Raw genomic sequence first — 17,053 nt, 5'->3', positions numbered from 1 at the left:
CGAGTAGAGCTGCGAAAAAAAGAGGAAAGAGCTGCGAAAAAGCCAAATAAGCTGTTGAAGGGCATGCGTCCGCACATTGAAATCTATATACAAAAAGAGAAGCAAGAAAAGAGGCTGCACTGATGGATAGCCACTTTTCTTGCTTCTTCTGCAGATCTGGTTTCAATCATGGTGAAGAACAACTCTATGTTTATACGCTCAATCGTACCCATTCCCTTCCCCGCCCGTAAACGTAGCGAGGTACCAGTGGTTGCCGAAGGGATCCTCGATTCCTCCGCTTCGTTCTCCGTACGGCATGTTTGCCGGCGCATAGAGTGAGGCTGCACCCGCTGCCAAAGCGCGTGTGTAGCATTCATCTGTATCAGCGACAAAAATATGAAGCGTATTGGTTCTTGCAGGAAATTGATCATTGGCCTCCGACAGCTCAATAATTGAATCGCCAATGCGAACCTCGGCATGTGTAATTCTACCTTCGTTATCCGAATTGCGGCTGAGCTCCTCCGCATGAAAAACCTGCTTAAGAAAGTCCATCAGGCCAGCGGCATCCTTTGCAATGAAATAAGACGTTACTGTGCTGTAATTACGCGGTTTATACGAATTGGACATGATATTTGCTCCCTTCGTTTATTTGTATTTCTGCGAGTGCTAATATAATGAATCATATACGCTCCGTGTTTAATCTGTCCATATCCGTGGTATGTACACATACACGACACTTAAGGAGAGGTGAACCTGCAATGGAACATCCTATGGTGAAATGCAGTGTTGCAAATTGTCAGCATTGGGAATCCGGCAACAACTGTGTGGCGGAGACGATTATGATCGAGATCAATGCGCATGCAGACAGCCCGCTTCCGCAAGGCTCAGGAAGCGAGAAATACGACACAAAGCATCAGGATTCTGCTGGTGGCGTAACCGATACCTGCTGCCACACTTTTCAGGAGCGTACTCATTAAACGGCATTCAAGCGGGTGGCTTACAGTGCGCCGGTTACCACAATCGGATATATGCCAGGCTAAGCAAACTCATGTAAGCGGTGAGTTTGCTTTTTTATTTACACGATAAGCAGGATAAAAATTGGCTATATGCTGCTTCTATTTCTGAGGAAAGAAACTGGGCTAAGCAGCCCGAGGACGGCGACAGCCGGTTCTTCTGGCGCTGCCCCGCGCCATTTTGATAAGTTTGAACCCTGCCGCCTTTTTTGTGGAGATTGATGCTCGCATTTATCCATTATTAACAAACTCTTCATATTTGACTCGGCTGCTTTTTGGGAGAATAATTAATAACAGGAAGGGGGAGGAATCTCAATGTCATTATTACCCACACTTATGGAATTCAACAAACAATTCGTGGAACAGAAGCAGTATGAAGCCTATTTGACCGACAGGTTCCCCGAGAAAAAAATAGCTATCCTCTCCTGCATGGATACCCGCTTGAGCGAGCTGCTGCCAAGAGCGCTCAACCTGCGGAACGGCGACGCCAAAATCATTAAAAATGCCGGCGCTATCCTCACGCAGCCTTTCGGCAGCGCCATGCGCAGTATTCTGGTCGCGATCTATGAGATGGATGCGCGCGAGGTGCTGGTCATCGGGCATCACGGCTGCGGGATGACCAATCTGGATTCCGCTGCAATGGTCGAGAAATTTCGGCAGCAGGGAATTCCTGACCTGGCTATCTCGACCCTGGAGAACGCAGGGATCAGGATGGACCGGTTCCTGAAGGGCTTCTCAAGCCCCGAGGAGGGTGTGAAACACAGCGTTTCGCTCATCCGGAATCATCCGCTGGTGCCCCAGTCCGTGCTTGTTCACGGTCTACTGATCCATCCCGAGACCGGCGCGCTGGAGGTCTTAATGGAGGATTACAGGGAATCGCCCTGATCCTGTGACCGGATGAATTATATAGCCATTGGCAACATTTGATCCGGCCTTCCCGTCTTAGGAGTGGGTAATACTGACAAATTCATTCCAGGAGGGATAGCCTCATGAAAAAAAAGGGATGGCTTGCGCTTGCCTTATCGTCCATGCTGCTTTTACCTGCGGCTGTTCATGCCGGCGCTCCGGCCAATTACAGACTGGGCTGGTCCGGCGGAGGCGTAGAATCGGGCGGATCTGCCATGATCAAGAACGGTGTAACCTATCTTGATGCCATGGGAATCGGCGGCTCGGCAGGGCTTACGGTTCAAGCGGACGCTTCGGGAAGCCGGATTCAATTCGACGGCTGGGACAAGCATTTTGCCATTCGCATTGGCTCAAGGACCGGCATGCTTGACAGCAAGCTGACCGATCTTGGAGCCGTCGTCATTAAGCAGGGAGAACATGTGTATGTTCCAGCACGGTTTCTTGTCCATGCTCTGGAAGGCGGAACGGTTAGCTGGGATGCCAAGAACAACCTGTTCATGGCTAATGGACTGCATTTCTTTAAACAATACTCCCAGACCTTCGAAGGGTCCACTTACTCGGTCAACGTAGAAAACGGCGAGCTTTTTGTCACAAAAGGCACAGGAGAACCGCGCAGACTTGCTTCCCTTGGTCCCTATGCCGATCTTCTCAGTATGCAGTTTGCCAAGACGAAGGGCGGGCTGCTCGTCCTGACCGTCAATAACAATTATGGTGAACCGCATATCAATCATCAGACGCTTACATTGGTGCTCAAGAACGGGAGCCTCATCCGGCAGTCGGACGTCAAGTACTGGATGCGCTGGGAACAGAATGTCACGCAATACGGGGATCAACTGCTGCTTACCGACGGCAGGACGCTCCGCCTCATTCAAGATGGAACGGGAGCCGTTACACAGACGATTGACCTGGTGAAGCTGGGCGGTGAGGACGACAGCTATTTCATCGAAGCCTTCGACAAGGATTTCCTGCTGATCCGCCCCAACCAGAAAGGGCTGCTCACGCTCATTGACCGTACGACAGGAACGAGCACTCTCCTCTACAAGAAGCTGCTGACGGCTGAGGAGCAGGATTATGCGGAGAATAACGATGTTCCTTATTACGGCGATCAGCTGAAGTACGTGAAGCGTGAAGGCGGCACGCTATATTTCGTGAACAATGCCGATGACTCTTCCAAGCCGGAGTATACCTACACGCTTGGAGGAGCTTAGCCTATTCAGCGCCATACCCGAGCAGCAAAAGGACGGTCTTCAGGGTCAAATCGAGCCTGGAGACCGTCCTTTATCGATCTTATAGAATGTATAAGTTTCACGCCTGTACATTTCTATAAGGTCGAAGGGAAGAAACTAACGGCGCCGCAACAGGACGGCAGCAGCCGTTTCTACTTGTTTGGCAGCCGTCAACCATTGGCTGCCTCTTCTTTTGCCATCGAACGAATGTAGAAGAATCCCAGCACCGAGCACAGCAGGAAGGTGAAGAATGCCATCGCAGCGGCCTGCTCGCGTTCCTGGAACACGCCGAATACCTGCTGCATGGACACGCCGAGCATTTGAGGCGAGTTGGCGCCCAATAGAAACGGCGCGGTAAAGGACCCGATAACGCCCATGAACACAAAAGTCAGCGCAACAAGAAAAGTCTTGTAGGACAAGGGAAAGATGAAGCGCAGAAAAATCCGCAGCTTGCCTGCTCCCATGTCGCGCGCGCTCTCGATGATGGAAGCCGGAATACCTGCCAACGCAGAGCTCAGCAGCATCGTTGCGAACGGAATATTAAACCATAAGTTCGCTATAATGATGCCCTTCTCATCGAAAATAATTCGCGGCAGGACAATCCCGAGCGGCATCAGGAGCCGGGCCAGCCAGCCGTGATTGCCCAGAAGATTCATCAGCCCGTATGTGGCGATTACACCCGGAATGAACAAGGGTATCATATACGTTTTGCGGATCCAATCGACCAGCTTTCCCGAACTGAACCGCATATAAAGCGCCATCGAGTAGCTGACCAGCAGCACCAATGCACAAGACAGGAGAGTAACCTTAATCGTGAAAATGATGTTCGAGCGCATCCCTTTATCCGTGAACAGGAACTGGTAGCGGCTCAGATCGTAACCGCCCGAATCGTTGCCCAGACTGGAGATGAGAGACTGTACGATCGGAATGACGACAATGATCAGCAGAAGAAGAAAAGAAGGGCTGACCATAATCAGCCCCGCTATCGCTTGCTTGACTTCCTTCCTCATTGCGCAGCTACGTCGCTCTGCCAGCGTTTGTTGATTTCGGTGCCGAGGTCCCCGATATTGAATGTGCGGAATCCTTCGGAAACGCCTTTGAATTTATCCTGCATCTCCTGCGACATTTGCGTGAGCTGAATGCCCGGGAAACCGTTCATTTTGTCCACGATAACCGCTTGCGCTTCCGGAGACAGAACGAAATTCAGAAACTGGTTGACGGCGTCTTTCTTCTCGGAAAGCTTGTTCACCATCAGATAAGTCGGTCCGCCGTTGAAGCCCGGCGTAATTTGCTGCATTTTCACCGTGTCCGGAAGCAGCTTCTCATTCAGCTGCTGGAGCACCATATCCGACCAGGCCGGAATCATTTCCACTTCGCCGCTGGTCAGCAGATCAAGCGTACCCTGATTCTTCTTCGGATAAATCCCTTTGCCGTAAACATATTTGCCAAGCTCCTTCAACGTATTGAAGCCGCTGTCCCACTTCGCCATAATGGCAGGATCGCTGTTATGAATTTCTTCCTCTGGCAGATCTTTGTAAAGCACTGTGGTGACAAAAGAGCTTCCGGCACCGCCGGTGGACGGATCGTTATAGGCGAATTTCTCCGGATTTTGTTTGATCCACTCCAGTAATTCATCCAGGGTGGATGGGGGGTTGGTTACCTTCGAGCTGTCATAAGCAAGCAGGACAGCGGAAGAACGGTACGGAACAGCCAGATTGGAAACGTCGCTCATCGTCTCTGCATCGATATTGGCGAGATTAGGAATGCCGGCAGTGTCAAGCGCGGACCAGACATCGTCTTTGCCGCCCTGGGTAACTACGTTGATGCCATCCTCGTAGAGATCGATATCGCCGGAGCCCTTGCCTGCCTGCTTGGCAGCCAAAATCCGGTCATAGGTCGATTCGGAGCCCGTTCCGGAAGGAATATAGACCTCTTTTACTTTGACTTTATCGTTCTGCTTCTCGAACATCGGGATCAGCGTATCCCACAGATCCTTCACGTTCTGGGAGCCCGTAAAATAAAACTGGAATTCCACCGGTTCTGCGTTCTCAGCAGGCGAAGCGGCGTTGGATGTTGTGTTGTTGGCCGCAGCGGGAGTCCCCTCTGCATTTGAGTTATCCTTGCTGCCGCAGCCGGCCATTACCATTACGGTCAACGTCAATGCGCACAATGTCGTCAATGTCTTTTTCAAGCGTATCATCCCAATCATCCTCCTAAAGTTTGCTTATAGGTTATTTGGATAAGCGATCATAGCAGCAAAGCCAACATGAACCTTCTGTCCCGCCTTAAGCAGCTGGACAGCTTCCTTGGATTGAAAACTCCGAATTACTCCGTGCTTGTCCAATTCGACCGATACTTCGGCATAATGCCCGAGAATCATAATTTGCTTTATTGTCCCGGTCAGACCCTGCCCTTGAAAAGGTTCCTTGCCCAGACTGACGTCCTCCGGCCTCACGGCCACCTTGACTTGTCCCGAAAGACGTTTCGTGTTCGGCCATGCAAGCGGCCCTACCCGAATCCGTTCTTCGTCCACCACCCCCTCCAGGAAATTCATTTTGCCAATAAACTCGGCGACGTATAACGTCTCCGGCTCGTTGTAAATGTGCTGCGGCTGCGCAATTTGTTCAATATGGCCATGATTCATGACAACGATCCGGTCCGACAAGGACAATGCCTCTTCCTGATCATGGGTGACGAACACCATCGTAAGGCCGGTCTGCGTCTGAATCTCCCTCAGCTCTTCCCGCATCTCATGCCTCAGCTTCGCATCGAGTGCGGAGAAGGGCTCGTCCAGCAGCAGCACAGCCGGCTTGAGCAGCAGCGACCGCGCCAAAGCTACCCGCTGCTGCTGGCCTCCCGACAGCTGGCCCGGATATTTCTTCTCCGCCCCGGGCAGACGTACAAGCCGAAGCGCATCCGCGACTGCGCTCTTGATATCCGCTTTTGGCATACGGCGAATCTTCAGGCCGAAGGCCAGATTGTCGAATACGGACATATGCGGCCATAGATTGTAGCTTTGGAACACCATCGAAGTCGGGCGTTTCTCTGGCGGCAGCTTGATCACGCTTTGGCCTTCGATCAGGATATCTCCCGAATCGGGCTCGAGAAAGCCTCCGATACTGCGGAGCACGGTTGTTTTTCCGCAGCCGGATGGTCCGAGCAGCGTCACCAGCTCGCCTTTGTTCACTTCAAGGTTGATGCCGGAGACGCCCTCGCCCGTTTTGTACCGTTTGGTCATGCCGCGGACGGCTAATTGAATGCTCATCTATTCCAATCCTCCTCTAACGAAACCGGATGCTGCCCAAATCCGTTATTTCACTTGAAATCCGCTGGCGAGCACGTCCGCGCTCACAAGACGCTGTGCAGCCAGCAGCAGAATAATGGTCGGCGCCGTCAAAATTATCGAGAATACTGCGCCGGCGCTGCTCGGAAAGTCCGAAATAATCGAATACATGATAACCGGCATCGTCTTGTAATCGGGAATCCCGACGAGGAACGTGCCCTGTGCTTCATCAAGCGAATTCAAAAAGGTAAACACCGACGCCACGATAATGCCGGGCATGGCCATCGGCAGCGTAATACTCCGGAATACACGGAATGGAGTTGCTCCGACATCCCGGGCGGATTCCTCCTGCGGAGCCTGCACATTGCGGAAGGCGGCCGTCGGAATCCAGGTCATGAACATCAGCACATTGATCATATGAATGAGTACGACTCCCAGCAGCGTGTTCATCAGCCCCACCTTATAGAAGAGCACTGCTATCGACACATAAAGCCCCATCTTCGGAAACGCGTGCGTCAGCAGGAACGAGAATAGAAACACTCTTTTAAACGGAAAGCGGATGCGGGCGAACGCATAAGCTGCGGGAACGCACAGAACAATGGACAGCGCCGTCACTATTGCCGCGATCATAAAAGACAGCCCGATCGATTGGGCAATATCATCCTGCTTCAGCACGAAGTCCCACCATCGGAAAGACCACTGCTGCGGCAGCATATTGGGGTAGTTCCACTGATCGCTGAAAGCCAGTACGACCAAATTCAGAAGCGGACCGGCGAAAAACACGGCGAACACCGTCAGGAGAATAAACTCAATGATCCTTCGTTTACCGACGGCTTTAAAATACCATCCCAAGTAATTCCCTCCTTCAAAGATCGGTGATTAACTGGCGGAGCAGGCGGAAATAGTCTGTAGAAGCGTAAAGCGTTCGCCTTTGTACCCCGAATTTAACAGATAGAGGGCTGAAGACGATTCCGCATGCGCAGCCAGATTTTTACCGAGGCTTAGGTCGATTGGCGAAGCATGATTTCACTTGCGTATTCGTACAGCTTGGACAGGTCCTGATCCTGGTGAATCAGTCGATCAAGCAGATCGACGGCGTCATGACCCATCTGGTCCGTGTCCACCTTTACCGTTGTGAGCGATGGCGTATATGCGGCTGCAAAATCAATATCGTCAAAGCCCATAACCGCCACCTGGCTGGGGATCTGGACGGATTTTTCCAGCAGAACCTTCATGGCGCCAAGCGCCAGCATATCGTTCGTGGTGAAGAGGACAGTATATCCGCCGCGATTGAATGTTTCCCAATGCTCGTTCAGGAGACGGCAGCCATGCGCAAAGTCCGATTCCATAGAAGGGATGACGGACACATCCGATTCGTCGACGCCCAGCTGCTCCAGACCCAGCCGAAAGCCCTTTAGCCGCAAATTATGGCTTCGATGCTCCTGCGGACCGGCGATGACGAAAAACTTCCGGTGTCCGAGCCCATGCAGGTAGGCTGCCGCCCGTCCTCCGCCCACCTCGTCATTGCTGACGAGATGAATCACGTCTGGATCGTCGGTCGAGCCGTTCACCATCAGATAGGGCACATTGAATTTTTTGACGTGGTCGATGACGTTCTTCTGCAGTCTGCTGATCAGAATGAGACCGTCGACGCGCTGCTCCAGCATATAATCGGTCGAACGCACCGACATCTCCTGATCGGTCTTGAGAAATACCGAGTAGCCCCGCCGTTCGGCAGCCATCAGGATGGAATCGATCAGCTTGCCATACAGCGGATGGGAGACGATCGGCTGTTTCTCGCGGAAGACGATCACTCCGATGTTGTTCGTCCGTTTGGCGACCATCGCTCTTGCCACCGCGTTCGGCTTGTATTGCAGCTGCTCCACAACCCCGAGGACGCGGTCCCGCACTTCCTGACTGGCATAGCCTTTGCCTGAGATGACTCTCGATGCGGTCGATTTGGACACGCCGGCCATCGAAGCGATTTCTTTGATGTTATAGCTCATCCGCCGCACTCTCTTTTCGCCATTGTTGTTTGACAAGCAGCAATGCCGCTACGTCTCTGGTTGTTATGGAACCTACGCCCATCGCGGCGTACTTTCTCATTTCCTGCGCTTCGCTGACCGTCCAGATATAGACGGACAGCCCTTTATCGGCAGCAAAGTCCATGAGTTCAGGACGAACAATCTGATAGGGTACATTGAGGCCGAAGCAGCCGGAGTCTGCCGCTTCCCGGCAAGCCTGCCCGACCGCGTCCATAAATTCGTTGTTCCTGAAGCTGTTGATATCTACGTTCAACAGCTTCGCGATTCCGTTATCATGGCTGTTTGCCTGCAGGGCTCTGTCATATTCGCAGCCGGTCAGAAACACCCGGTCGACGATACCCAGCTTCCGGACCAGAGCGGCAACCGGCCCGATGCTGTCATCCGTCTTGAGGTCGAGATTCATTCGCGCGCCCGGATAGTTATCCAGCAGCTTCAACACCGTCTCCAGAAGAACAATCGGCGCCGCCAATCCTTCATTCAATTCCTGAAGCGCCAGACCCGACACGCTTCCCTCCCGCCCATCGGCCAACCCTACCCGGTCATCGTGGCTCAGTACGGGAATTCCGTCGCGAGTGACCCGGATGTCATCCTCGATAATATCGGCCCCCAGCGAAAGTCCTTCACGGGCGGATGCAGCAGAGTTGTCCGGCATTCCCATACATCCGGTATGGGCCGTCACAAGCGGAAATTCGATCATCTCACCAGCTCCTATTCAAAGTAAATAGCGTTCGTAAAAGCAACCATCGTCCTGACGCCCCGGACGATTCCCCGCAATTCGGCCCGGATCCACAGCAGCCCTTCCCGCGGCACGGCGAAATGCAGATCCTGCGTTCCATCGGATGCTTCAAGCGGACGCTCCTCCAAGACTCCGTTATTGCTCGTCAGGAGGATGCGGTAATCCGGATTTGGCAGGTCCCACAATCCGCTGCGGACAGCGAAATCTATCGTGATGCGCGCCGAATTACTGGCCTCATCAGCCGGTACGATGCTCCCAAGCCTGTAAGCCGGTCCGCCCCCGGCCGCCCCCAGCTCCAATGTAACGAGAGGGCCGATCGTGACCGATACCCGTCCCTGACGGAGCGCCTTCACCGCTTCTTCGCTTACCTGTCCCGCTTCGTCTTCCAGTCCCAAATACGTGACGGAGACCGGCTCATCCGTCTCTGATTGTTCGTGCCAATCGCGTCCCGAGGTTGCCGCCAGACGATAGCCCTCGTTCAGCTTATCCGTCCACAGCGAGAATGCGCGTGAATTATCCGTCTTGATCGGAGCGAAGGTTCCCGACCACACCTCGATATAATCGAAGCTGTTCCAATCATCCACCTCGTATTCCCAGTAGCAGCCTGTACAAGCCGGACTTCCTATCCGGTACGGATGAGCAAGCCCCGCAGCTCCCCCGTGGTGATGAACGGCGGATACGCCGCTGTGGATATTGCCCCGGGTCGCCTCGCGCCAGTCCGCGAATGCCGACAGCCCGACGGTGACCATATGCCCATAGAATGTCGTCCATTCCATGCCCGGAAGAATGACCAGTCCCGTGGCCTGTTCCACCGCTTCCTTGTCCGCCAGACCGGACATCGTATTATGATCGGTGAGCGCAAGGCCATCGAAGCCGAGCTTGGCCGCTCCGGCTGCCAGTTCATGCAGCGTCTGCTTTCCGTCGCTGTGAAGGGTGTGGGTATGAAGCTCGCAGGCTAACCATTTCATGACTTCTCTTCCTCCTCCGGAATCCATGCTTCCAAATGATAGGTGCACTCCTCCGTAACGATGGAATGGAAGCTTAGCGTTATTGTCCATTCCCCCGCTCCAATTCTTCCCTTCGCAAGTCCTGGGGAAGCCTCGCTATGCGAAAGCAGGAATTGCTGCTTCGGATCGTGCCGGTGGCAAGCTCCGCGATAGCCGTCCTGATCGTCCACCGATAAGGTGATGAGATTGCTCAGCGGCAAGTAGCGTTCGATCCCGGCTATAGCCAGTTCTCTTTGCTCCGGCAGGACATACAGCTCCATGCTTTGTTCCAGCAATCTGCGCGCCTTGCTATCGTCCTCCAGCAGCTTGGGCGAATATTCAAAACGAATCCGCAGAGCATCAGCAGGCTGGTCCAGTGTAAACGGATAACGGATATGTGTCCGGGAGTCTCCCGGTTTAACAGTCGTTTGTATATCAATCAGCATGAGAGTATTCCCCCTGATGTCATTATTGTGGGAACGGTCCCATGGCTATAATTTAACCCTCATTTATTAGAGCAATGTCTTCTGGACAATAACAGTTTGTAAAGATGCGCGGAAGCGAAGACTATGTATGAATCCATCCAAGCGACCCGTCATGCCCGAAAAACGGGAAGAAACGGCGGTCTTTCGTCCGCTGATGGGCGAAGTCATGCGTTTTCGCAATATAATATAAGGATGATATGGTAAGTATTTATATTTTTCGTTTTCAAGAAAAAAACCGTACCAATCACAAGAAGTGATCGTACGGTTCTCTATCATCCGCCCAGGTTCAGATTCTGATCAATCTTCATCCTCGTCGCGTTTCTCTTCAGGTGGAGGCACAATCATAGCCTTTTTCCGGCGTTTTCTGCTTGTGATTCTTCTTATGAGCAGAATAACCAGCAGCACGGCCACTACCAGCAGAATCCCTGCACCGATCAGGATATGCTTGATATTGGGGATCAGGAACGCGAACTGGATCTCTGTCGGCTTCGTCATCGAGAGGTCCCATTTCATCGTATGACCATCAACTTGATCGGCATTATTATTTCCGAAGGTGGAGATCGGCAGCGTGAGCAGAAAATCAAGATTGAGCTGCGAAAGCGCAAGCTTGATGAGGGTATCCGGCACCTTCAGCCAGTCCTGATTCCGGATCAGCGGATCAAGATATTTTCCGATATCGACCGTCAGGCGGATTTCAACCCGGGTATAAAAGAAGTGCTTCGTCGTTTTGACGATATTTTGTTGATCCGCGAAGTTCCACTGCTTGATGCCCTCCTGCAGGGAACCGAAGCTCTTGTGGAGCAAATAATCAGTCCCGGTGCCCTCTTCCCTGGTCTCATAGTCGATGCCCAGCTCCTCAGCCTTGGCCTGCAGCATCTCCCCCAGCTTGCCGCCCACGAGCTTCTGCGTGCTCTCCTTCAAGGTGACCTTCATATCCAGATCCGCACTGCCGTCCTTGCGGAGTGAGACATGGGCGGAACCGTTCGCACATCCCGCAAGCAGCGCGATCACGAGCGCGCATATACCCCATTTCAGCCATCTGCTGTACATAAAACATCCCCTAGCTTCTCTTCCATCTGTGGTACAGGTTTGTCATTTTCAGGAGTCGATCAAGCGATACAAATATGACAAAAATCCCCATTCGGCTTTGCTTGACCAAATAGGGGATTTTGCTTTATACCGACCTCCACCAGGGAGAAGTCGGATAGTCGGGTGCTCCGAGAACCAGCGTCTGTCCGATCTGCGGGGCAGCCAGCGCTACTTTGTTTTCTCTGGCGGCTTTGGACACCCTCTCGATGGGATCGGTCCATTCATGCATGGCCAAGGTGAATGCCCCCCAATGGATCGGGATCATCAGATTGCCCCTTACATCCAGATGGGCTTGCACGGACTCCTCCGGCAGCATATGGATGCCTGCCCATCGCCGATCGTATTGCCCGCACTCTATGAAGGTTAAGTCGAAGGGGCCGTATTTCTGTCCAATCGCTTGAAAATGATCCCCATACCCGCTGTCTCCGCTAAAAAAGACGCTGACATTCCGGCCTTTAATGACCCAGGAGCACCATAATGTGGCCTCACGGTCGCCAAGCCCCCTGCCGGAGAAATGCCTGGCCGGCGTGCATACCAGCTGAAGCCCTTCATATTGAAATTCGCTCCACCAGTCATGCTCCTGGATCTTCGCTTTGTCCACGCCCCACCTCTCCAGATGCGGGCCCACGCCCAAGGGAACAATGAACTGCTTCACGCGGTCCTTGATTCTCTTGATCGAGCCGTAATCCAGGTGATCGTAATGATCATGGGAAATCAGCACCGCGTCGATGAGGGGCAGCTGCGCAAGCTCAAGCGGAACGCTCCTGCTGAAGCGTCTGTTTCCGAATATCTGCACCGGCATAGGGGCTTTACCGAACATGGGGTCGATCAGCAGTGTCTTCCCTTCCAGCTCCAGCATGAGCGCGGAATGGCCGAACCATCTGACAACGGTCTGATCAGGGAGCTCGGCGTACGGCACAGCCGACGTCACGATCCCAATCGGTCTGGCGGGCTTCCGGTTCGTATTGGTCCGCATATAATCTCTCAATATACTGATTAATGTCTTGGGATCCATCGCCATTGAGGTCGGCGTGGCATTCATGAACCTGCCTTTGGCGTAATTGCCCGATTGCTTGTAGATCTCCAGGGTTTCACCCGACGCCCGTCTCCCAAAGGCCGGATTAAGCTTCAGGAACAGATAACCCAGCAGAATCAGTCCGATAATGATAATAAGTACAGTCAGGATGATCATCATTCTCCTCTAGTCCTCGTAGCCCGCGATCCCCTTCTCCATCAGAAAATCCATTTCGGCCTCCAGAATGGATTCCACGGTCGGCTCGTCCAGCTTGATATCAGGACGGCTGAGCACATAATCCACAAGCTCGTCGCTGTCGACCTCGACTTCGCCTTTGGCATTTTCCTTGGCGCTGTTGATGAAGGTCTGTTCATGCTTCAATACCAGCTTAATGCTGGCTGCATTGACTTTTACCTGATCGGCTATGTACTGTACAAGCTCCTGCTCATTGACTTCTTCGCTCATGGCATTGTCATCTCCTCAGTTGTCTGGAATGCTGTCATTGTAACACAGTGCAGGCTTAATTTCTAAGCCGCGGGAAGTCCCCCACCAGCACGGACAAATACTGCTTCAAATTCTCCAGCTCGTCTGGTGTCCGATCGCCAATCTCGCCGTCGCAATCGATTTCCTGTCCAGGGGAAGCCGCAATGGAAAGCTTGCCGGTCTTGAAATAACGGATGGCGCCGCCCTCGGGCATTTCATTGGTCAGCTTCAGCGCAATGGCCTTCCAGGCCAGCTCCATAGAGGTTTCCTTGATGATCAGAACATCGAACTTTCCATCCTCCAGATCGGTTTCCGGAAAGAAGGTCCGCATTCCCCCGGTGAAAGCGCCGTTGCCGATAACGAGCAAGCAGGCAGTATCGTCATAATCGAAATCCGCACTTTTGATTTTCAGGGAGAAGGGCTCGAATCCCTTGATCGACTGCGCGGCGGAAATATAATAGGAAAGCTTGCCGAACCGTTCCTTCTTGTCCGAGTCCACATTGTTCGATACCAGCGTAATCAGTCCGATTCCCCAGAAATTGAGAAAATAGCGGCTGCCGGATTTGCCCACATCCACCTGCTTCACCTGATTGGCCAGAATCTGCTCCACCGCGAGCAGAGGGTCCTGATTCATTCCAATCGCCCTGGAGAAATCATTGCATGTGCCCCCGGGCAAAATAGCAAACAATGGCCGCCGCTCCAGGGGACACAGCGCATTGATGAGCTCATGGACCGTCCCGTCTCCCCCTGCGCCAATTATCAGATCAAATTCGCTGGCATGCTTCCCGATATATGCAGCGCCGTCACCCGCAGCCTCCGTTGTATAAACGACAACTTCTTCATAGCGCTGCTTAAGCTTATCTGAAATAATGCCGATTTGATTCACCATCGTGGATTTGCCTGCAGCGGGGTTGAGAATAATAACTGCTCTTTGCATGCTCATTCTCCTTTACCAGCCGTTTGGAAGATATATTTCCATTATATACAAGCTGCGGCGGCAGAGAAAGCCGGACCTGACAGAGCTGACGACAGAGCGCATGGAAGGAATGAAGTTCCATGACATGCGGATAACCCGTGGGAGCAGCGACTTACCGCCCTGTTTGGCATAGCCCGCTCGACGTGTAAATAGGTTATACTTACTACATACGAATAGACGAAAGGGGCAGCCCCTAATGGATATCACCAGCAAGCAGTGGGAAGATGAAATCAAAAAGGCGGCAGCAGAAGCCTACGATAAGGAAATCGCAGCGATTAACAAGCAGCTGGAGCAGGAGATTCTTTTTGCCTTGATTGGCGATGTCAATGCGGGCAAGTCTTCCACGATCAACAAACTGATCGGCGAGGAAGTGGCGGGAGTCGGTGCAGAGCCTGGCGAAACCACGGAAATCAAGCCTCACGCATACACGGACAAGATTTATTTTGTCGACACGCCGGGCTTGAACGATATCAATCACAAAAATTCCGAGGAAACGCTGAAATATTTCAAAAACGCCGATGTCGTGTTATTCTTCCTGAATGCCGCCGGCACCGTCTTCTCCGAATCGGAGAAGGAGTCCTTCCTCCAGATAGAGAAAATCAACAAAAATATACTGGTGGTCCTCAATAAAATCGATGCCGCCGACGAAATCGACCGGCTTGTCAAGCGGGTGCGCAAGGAAACCGGCGAGAAATACGAGGTGGTGCCGATCTCATCCCGTACGGGTGAAAACATCGATCTGCTGCGGAACAAGATTCTGGAGATTCTAAAAAAAAAGAGCAAGGATATTCTGTTCGCCAAAAGCATTAAAGAAAAAGCTGCAACCGCCCATACCTGGATTATCGGTGCGGCAACATCAGCCGGCGCCGCGGGCGCGCTGCCGGTTCCCGGTTCGGATATCATCCCGATTACCGCTATCCAGATTGGCCTTTTGACCAAGCTTGCCGCCCTTTATAACAAACCCCTTTCCAAGGAAACCGCCAAGGAAATCGTGCTGACGACCATTGTCGGCAATATCGGCAAAAGCATTTTCCGCCAGGTGCTCAAGCTGTTTCCCGGCGCCGGCTCCATCGCTGGCGCAAGTGTTGCAGGAGCGATGACGCTCGCGCTTGGTTATGCCATGAAATATGCCTATGAGCACAATATCGAAATTACCGGCAAAAATATTAAAGAGATTTATACGCGCTATCGCGAGAGGGCCGAAAAACAATAATCGATGAACCGTACAAACCGGATATTCATGCGACAGAGGATGGGAACAGATTGGATAACACGAACCGGATGCCTGCGTATATTTATACGTATGCCTGCCGCGAGGATGAAATTTCTTTATGTCAATTGGAACTGCGCTCCTTGTTTGGTATGGAGACGCAGGCGAATCTTTTCAAAACAGATATTCTTGTCGATGTCAGCCGCAGCCCTTTTATTAAAGAACGCATCGATGTCATGTATGAAGGGGACAAGCTTGCCGATATTTATGAGCAGGTGGAGCAACTCGATCTGGGGAGCGCGACCTTCAAGGCGATATTCGTCAAAACCAATGATCTGGCTCCCGGGGACAAGGTGGAGTACGCCGAGCGGCGCATCATTGAGCGGGAGATCGGCATGCATATCGAAGGGGAAGCGGATATAAACAAGCCAGATCTTCTATACGGCATTGTTGCCTTCGGCGGGCGGTGGTATTTTGGCGGCTATCACAAGAATACGGCTCTCTGGCTGCATCATATGAAGAAGCCGCGCAGCTATTCCATTGCACTGAGCACCCGGGTGGCCCGGGCGGCCGTTAATATTGCCGTTCCCCGGCCTGAAGGAATCAGGGCCATCGACCCCTGCTGCGGGATCGGAACGGTTCTCGTCGAGGCTTTGTCTATGGGAATCAACATGGTTGGCAGGGATATCAATCATTTTATCGCCCGCGGCGCACGGGAGAATCTCGCTTTTTTTGGACTGGAGGGCGTGGTTACACGGGGGGATATTGCCGATATTGCCGAAACCTACGATGCCGCCATTGTTGATATGCCCTATAATCTTTACTCGAAAATAACGCCGGAGGAGCAGTTCTCGCTTCTCCTTCATGCCAGGCGCATTGCAAAAAGAGTCGTCGTCGTCTCCATCGAAGCCATCGACGAGATGATCGGGAACGCCGGCTTTACCATTACAGACCGCTGTATTGCGAGAAAGGGTTTATTTTCCAGGCATCTGCTTGTTTGCGAGTAAGCAGTCTTTGACATTCCAAAGAGGCCGGCTGGAGCAGATCCGATAAAATCCTATCCCTTGTACCTGATTACGGTTCCGGAGATGGCGTCATACAGCGTTTGATTTTGTTTGCTCCATAAAGAGCTTAGCAGGTAAAGGAACACCAATCCGTAGACCACTGCCAATAAGCAATAAATTAAGATGTCGGGATACCCCGAAGGTATAATCATATGCCAAATCGTAAAGTGAGCCAGCTCCCACGGGATGAATTTAATGGCGGAACGGCGGAACGAGTGCCCATAGCCGACGGGTTGACCGCGCATGCCTGCCACCACGATCCCCATTTTACGTTTTCCCCATGTCGCATGCGATTTGGAGCCTTCGCATAGGGCAAAATAAAGATAGACAGGCAGTGTAATCAATAGAAATCCGGTGAGCTCCGCCGTCGCAGCACTGGTCTGAAAAAGCGGAACCAGCAGCGGTCTTGCAGGAAAAGATAACCCGACAAGCAGGACGATATATCCCAGAATGAGGACATAATCCCATAAAAATGCGATGATGCGTGTTCCAAACGAGACACGCCCGGGATTTTCCTGAATCTGTTCCTTCACTGCTTCAACTCCTCTCTTTCATCC

At 52.5% G+C, this 17,053-nt stretch carries 19 protein-coding genes; 5 read left to right on the top strand and 14 right to left on the bottom strand.

Going from position 1 to position 17,053, the window contains the following annotated elements; translation table 11 throughout:
- Nucleotides 1-198 precede the first annotated feature (198 nt).
- Nucleotides 199-606 carry a VOC family protein gene (locus tag AC0YNV_RS19400; protein ID WP_475769498.1) on the bottom strand — a complete coding sequence of 136 codons (408 nt, stop codon included), beginning with the start codon at nt 604-606 and terminating at the stop codon, nt 199-201.
- A gap of 131 nt (nt 607-737) precedes the next feature.
- On the opposite strand from AC0YNV_RS19400, the gene AC0YNV_RS19395 reads away from it, so the two are divergent.
- The 3 genes from AC0YNV_RS19395 (at nt 738) to AC0YNV_RS19385 (ending at nt 3,106) form a co-directional block, all read left to right on the top strand.
- On the top strand, nt 738-956 hold the full coding sequence (locus AC0YNV_RS19395) for a DUF1540 domain-containing protein (protein WP_475769497.1): 219 nt from the start codon (nt 738-740) through the stop codon (nt 954-956).
- A 351-nt stretch (nt 957-1,307) separates the two neighbouring features.
- A complete protein-coding gene (locus AC0YNV_RS19390; protein WP_475769496.1) occupies nt 1,308-1,877 on the top strand; it encodes a beta-class carbonic anhydrase in 570 nt (189 codons plus the stop codon).
- 104 nt (nt 1,878-1,981) lie between these two features.
- Entirely contained in the window at nt 1,982-3,106 is a 1,125-nt protein-coding gene (locus AC0YNV_RS19385; RefSeq protein ID WP_475769495.1) for a stalk domain-containing protein, read from the top strand.
- A 188-nt stretch (nt 3,107-3,294) separates the two neighbouring features.
- Here AC0YNV_RS19385 and AC0YNV_RS19380 read toward each other — a convergent pair whose 3' ends face one another.
- The 12 genes from AC0YNV_RS19380 to AC0YNV_RS19325 all read right to left on the bottom strand — a co-directional run bounded on the left by AC0YNV_RS19380 (nt 3,295) and on the right by AC0YNV_RS19325 (nt 14,183).
- Nucleotides 3,295-4,134 (bottom strand): ABC transporter permease, encoded by an 840-nt coding sequence (locus AC0YNV_RS19380; RefSeq protein ID WP_475769494.1) that lies wholly within the window; start codon nt 4,132-4,134, stop codon nt 3,295-3,297.
- Complete coding sequence (locus AC0YNV_RS19375; protein ID WP_475769493.1) at nt 4,131-5,324, bottom strand: extracellular solute-binding protein; 1,194 nt, start codon at nt 5,322-5,324, stop codon at nt 4,131-4,133. Before AC0YNV_RS19375 ends, AC0YNV_RS19380 begins: the two co-directional genes overlap by 4 nt.
- A gap of 24 nt (nt 5,325-5,348) precedes the next feature.
- Nucleotides 5,349-6,389 (bottom strand): ABC transporter ATP-binding protein, encoded by a 1,041-nt coding sequence (locus AC0YNV_RS19370; protein WP_475769492.1) that lies wholly within the window; start codon nt 6,387-6,389, stop codon nt 5,349-5,351.
- A 45-nt stretch (nt 6,390-6,434) separates the two neighbouring features.
- A complete protein-coding gene (locus tag AC0YNV_RS19365; protein ID WP_210039170.1) occupies nt 6,435-7,259 on the bottom strand; it encodes an ABC transporter permease in 825 nt (274 codons plus the stop codon).
- A 149-nt stretch (nt 7,260-7,408) separates the two neighbouring features.
- Nucleotides 7,409-8,413: a LacI family DNA-binding transcriptional regulator gene (locus AC0YNV_RS19360; RefSeq protein WP_475769491.1), complete on the bottom strand. Its 1,005-nt coding sequence runs from the start codon at nt 8,411-8,413 to the stop codon at nt 7,409-7,411.
- The gene (locus AC0YNV_RS19355) at nt 8,403-9,149 is read right to left on the bottom strand and encodes a glycerophosphodiester phosphodiesterase (protein ID WP_475769490.1); all 747 of its coding nucleotides are present in this window, start codon (nt 9,147-9,149) and stop codon (nt 8,403-8,405) included. Before AC0YNV_RS19355 ends, AC0YNV_RS19360 begins: the two co-directional genes overlap by 11 nt.
- An 11-nt stretch (nt 9,150-9,160) precedes the next feature.
- Entirely contained in the window at nt 9,161-10,156 is a 996-nt protein-coding gene (locus tag AC0YNV_RS19350) for a CehA/McbA family metallohydrolase (protein ID WP_475769489.1), read from the bottom strand.
- The gene (locus tag AC0YNV_RS19345; protein WP_475769488.1) at nt 10,153-10,620 is read right to left on the bottom strand and encodes a hypothetical protein; all 468 of its coding nucleotides are present in this window, start codon (nt 10,618-10,620) and stop codon (nt 10,153-10,155) included. The genes AC0YNV_RS19350 and AC0YNV_RS19345 overlap by 4 nt, the downstream gene beginning before the upstream one ends.
- 336 nt (nt 10,621-10,956) lie before the next feature.
- Nucleotides 10,957-11,709, bottom strand: a complete 753-nt coding sequence (locus AC0YNV_RS19340) for a hypothetical protein (RefSeq protein ID WP_475769487.1) — start codon at nt 11,707-11,709, stop codon at nt 10,957-10,959.
- A 124-nt stretch (nt 11,710-11,833) separates the two neighbouring features.
- Entirely contained in the window at nt 11,834-12,790 is a 957-nt protein-coding gene (locus AC0YNV_RS19335) for an MBL fold metallo-hydrolase (RefSeq protein ID WP_475769697.1), read from the bottom strand.
- 159 nt (nt 12,791-12,949) lie between these two features.
- Nucleotides 12,950-13,228, bottom strand: a complete 279-nt coding sequence (locus AC0YNV_RS19330) for a hypothetical protein (RefSeq protein WP_475769486.1) — start codon at nt 13,226-13,228, stop codon at nt 12,950-12,952.
- A gap of 55 nt (nt 13,229-13,283) precedes the next feature.
- Entirely contained in the window at nt 13,284-14,183 is a 900-nt protein-coding gene (locus tag AC0YNV_RS19325; protein ID WP_475769485.1) for a diacylglycerol/lipid kinase family protein, read from the bottom strand.
- Nucleotides 14,184-14,418: 235 nt separating this feature from the next.
- On the opposite strand from AC0YNV_RS19325, the gene AC0YNV_RS19320 reads away from it, so the two are divergent.
- Nucleotides 14,419-15,435: a GTPase gene (locus AC0YNV_RS19320; protein WP_210039179.1), complete on the top strand. Its 1,017-nt coding sequence runs from the start codon at nt 14,419-14,421 to the stop codon at nt 15,433-15,435.
- A 50-nt stretch (nt 15,436-15,485) separates the two neighbouring features.
- A complete protein-coding gene (locus AC0YNV_RS19315; protein WP_475769484.1) occupies nt 15,486-16,439 on the top strand; it encodes a TRM11 family SAM-dependent methyltransferase in 954 nt (317 codons plus the stop codon).
- A 50-nt stretch (nt 16,440-16,489) separates the two neighbouring features.
- Here the strand turns inward: AC0YNV_RS19315 and AC0YNV_RS19310 are convergent, their stop codons facing one another.
- On the bottom strand, nt 16,490-17,029 hold the full coding sequence (locus tag AC0YNV_RS19310; protein ID WP_475769483.1) for an RDD family protein: 540 nt from the start codon (nt 17,027-17,029) through the stop codon (nt 16,490-16,492).
- Nucleotides 17,030-17,053: the final 24 nt, after the last annotated feature.

This window comes from Paenibacillus sp. JT31N11, assembly GCF_056269285.1.
The sequence above is the reverse complement of the archived record's forward strand: the minus strand, read 5'-3'. Positions and strand labels throughout refer to the sequence as shown.

Coding starts and splice junctions, on each gene's coding strand:
- AC0YNV_RS19335 (WP_475769697.1), bottom strand. CDS start 12,790: ATGAATGCCACGCCGACCTCAATGGCGATGGATCCCAAGACATTAATC.
- AC0YNV_RS19375 (WP_475769493.1), bottom strand. CDS start 5,324: ATGATACGCTTGAAAAAGACATTGACGACATTGTGCGCATTGACGTTG.
- AC0YNV_RS19340 (WP_475769487.1), bottom strand. CDS start 11,709: ATGTACAGCAGATGGCTGAAATGGGGTATATGCGCGCTCGTGATCGCG.
- AC0YNV_RS19370 (WP_475769492.1), bottom strand. CDS start 6,389: ATGAGCATTCAATTAGCCGTCCGCGGCATGACCAAACGGTACAAAACG.
- AC0YNV_RS19400 (WP_475769498.1), bottom strand. CDS start 606: ATGTCCAATTCGTATAAACCGCGTAATTACAGCACAGTAACGTCTTAT.
- AC0YNV_RS19390 (WP_475769496.1), top strand. CDS start 1,308: ATGTCATTATTACCCACACTTATGGAATTCAACAAACAATTCGTGGAA.
- AC0YNV_RS19345 (WP_475769488.1), bottom strand. CDS start 10,620: ATGCTGATTGATATACAAACGACTGTTAAACCGGGAGACTCCCGGACA.
- AC0YNV_RS19360 (WP_475769491.1), bottom strand. CDS start 8,413: ATGAGCTATAACATCAAAGAAATCGCTTCGATGGCCGGCGTGTCCAAA.
- AC0YNV_RS19380 (WP_475769494.1), bottom strand. CDS start 4,134: ATGAGGAAGGAAGTCAAGCAAGCGATAGCGGGGCTGATTATGGTCAGC.
- AC0YNV_RS19330 (WP_475769486.1), bottom strand. CDS start 13,228: ATGAGCGAAGAAGTCAATGAGCAGGAGCTTGTACAGTACATAGCCGAT.
- AC0YNV_RS19385 (WP_475769495.1), top strand. CDS start 1,982: ATGAAAAAAAAGGGATGGCTTGCGCTTGCCTTATCGTCCATGCTGCTT.
- AC0YNV_RS19320 (WP_210039179.1), top strand. CDS start 14,419: ATGGATATCACCAGCAAGCAGTGGGAAGATGAAATCAAAAAGGCGGCA.
- AC0YNV_RS19350 (WP_475769489.1), bottom strand. CDS start 10,156: ATGAAATGGTTAGCCTGCGAGCTTCATACCCACACCCTTCACAGCGAC.
- AC0YNV_RS19325 (WP_475769485.1), bottom strand. CDS start 14,183: ATGCAAAGAGCAGTTATTATTCTCAACCCCGCTGCAGGCAAATCCACG.
- AC0YNV_RS19355 (WP_475769490.1), bottom strand. CDS start 9,149: ATGATCGAATTTCCGCTTGTGACGGCCCATACCGGATGTATGGGAATG.
- AC0YNV_RS19395 (WP_475769497.1), top strand. CDS start 738: ATGGAACATCCTATGGTGAAATGCAGTGTTGCAAATTGTCAGCATTGG.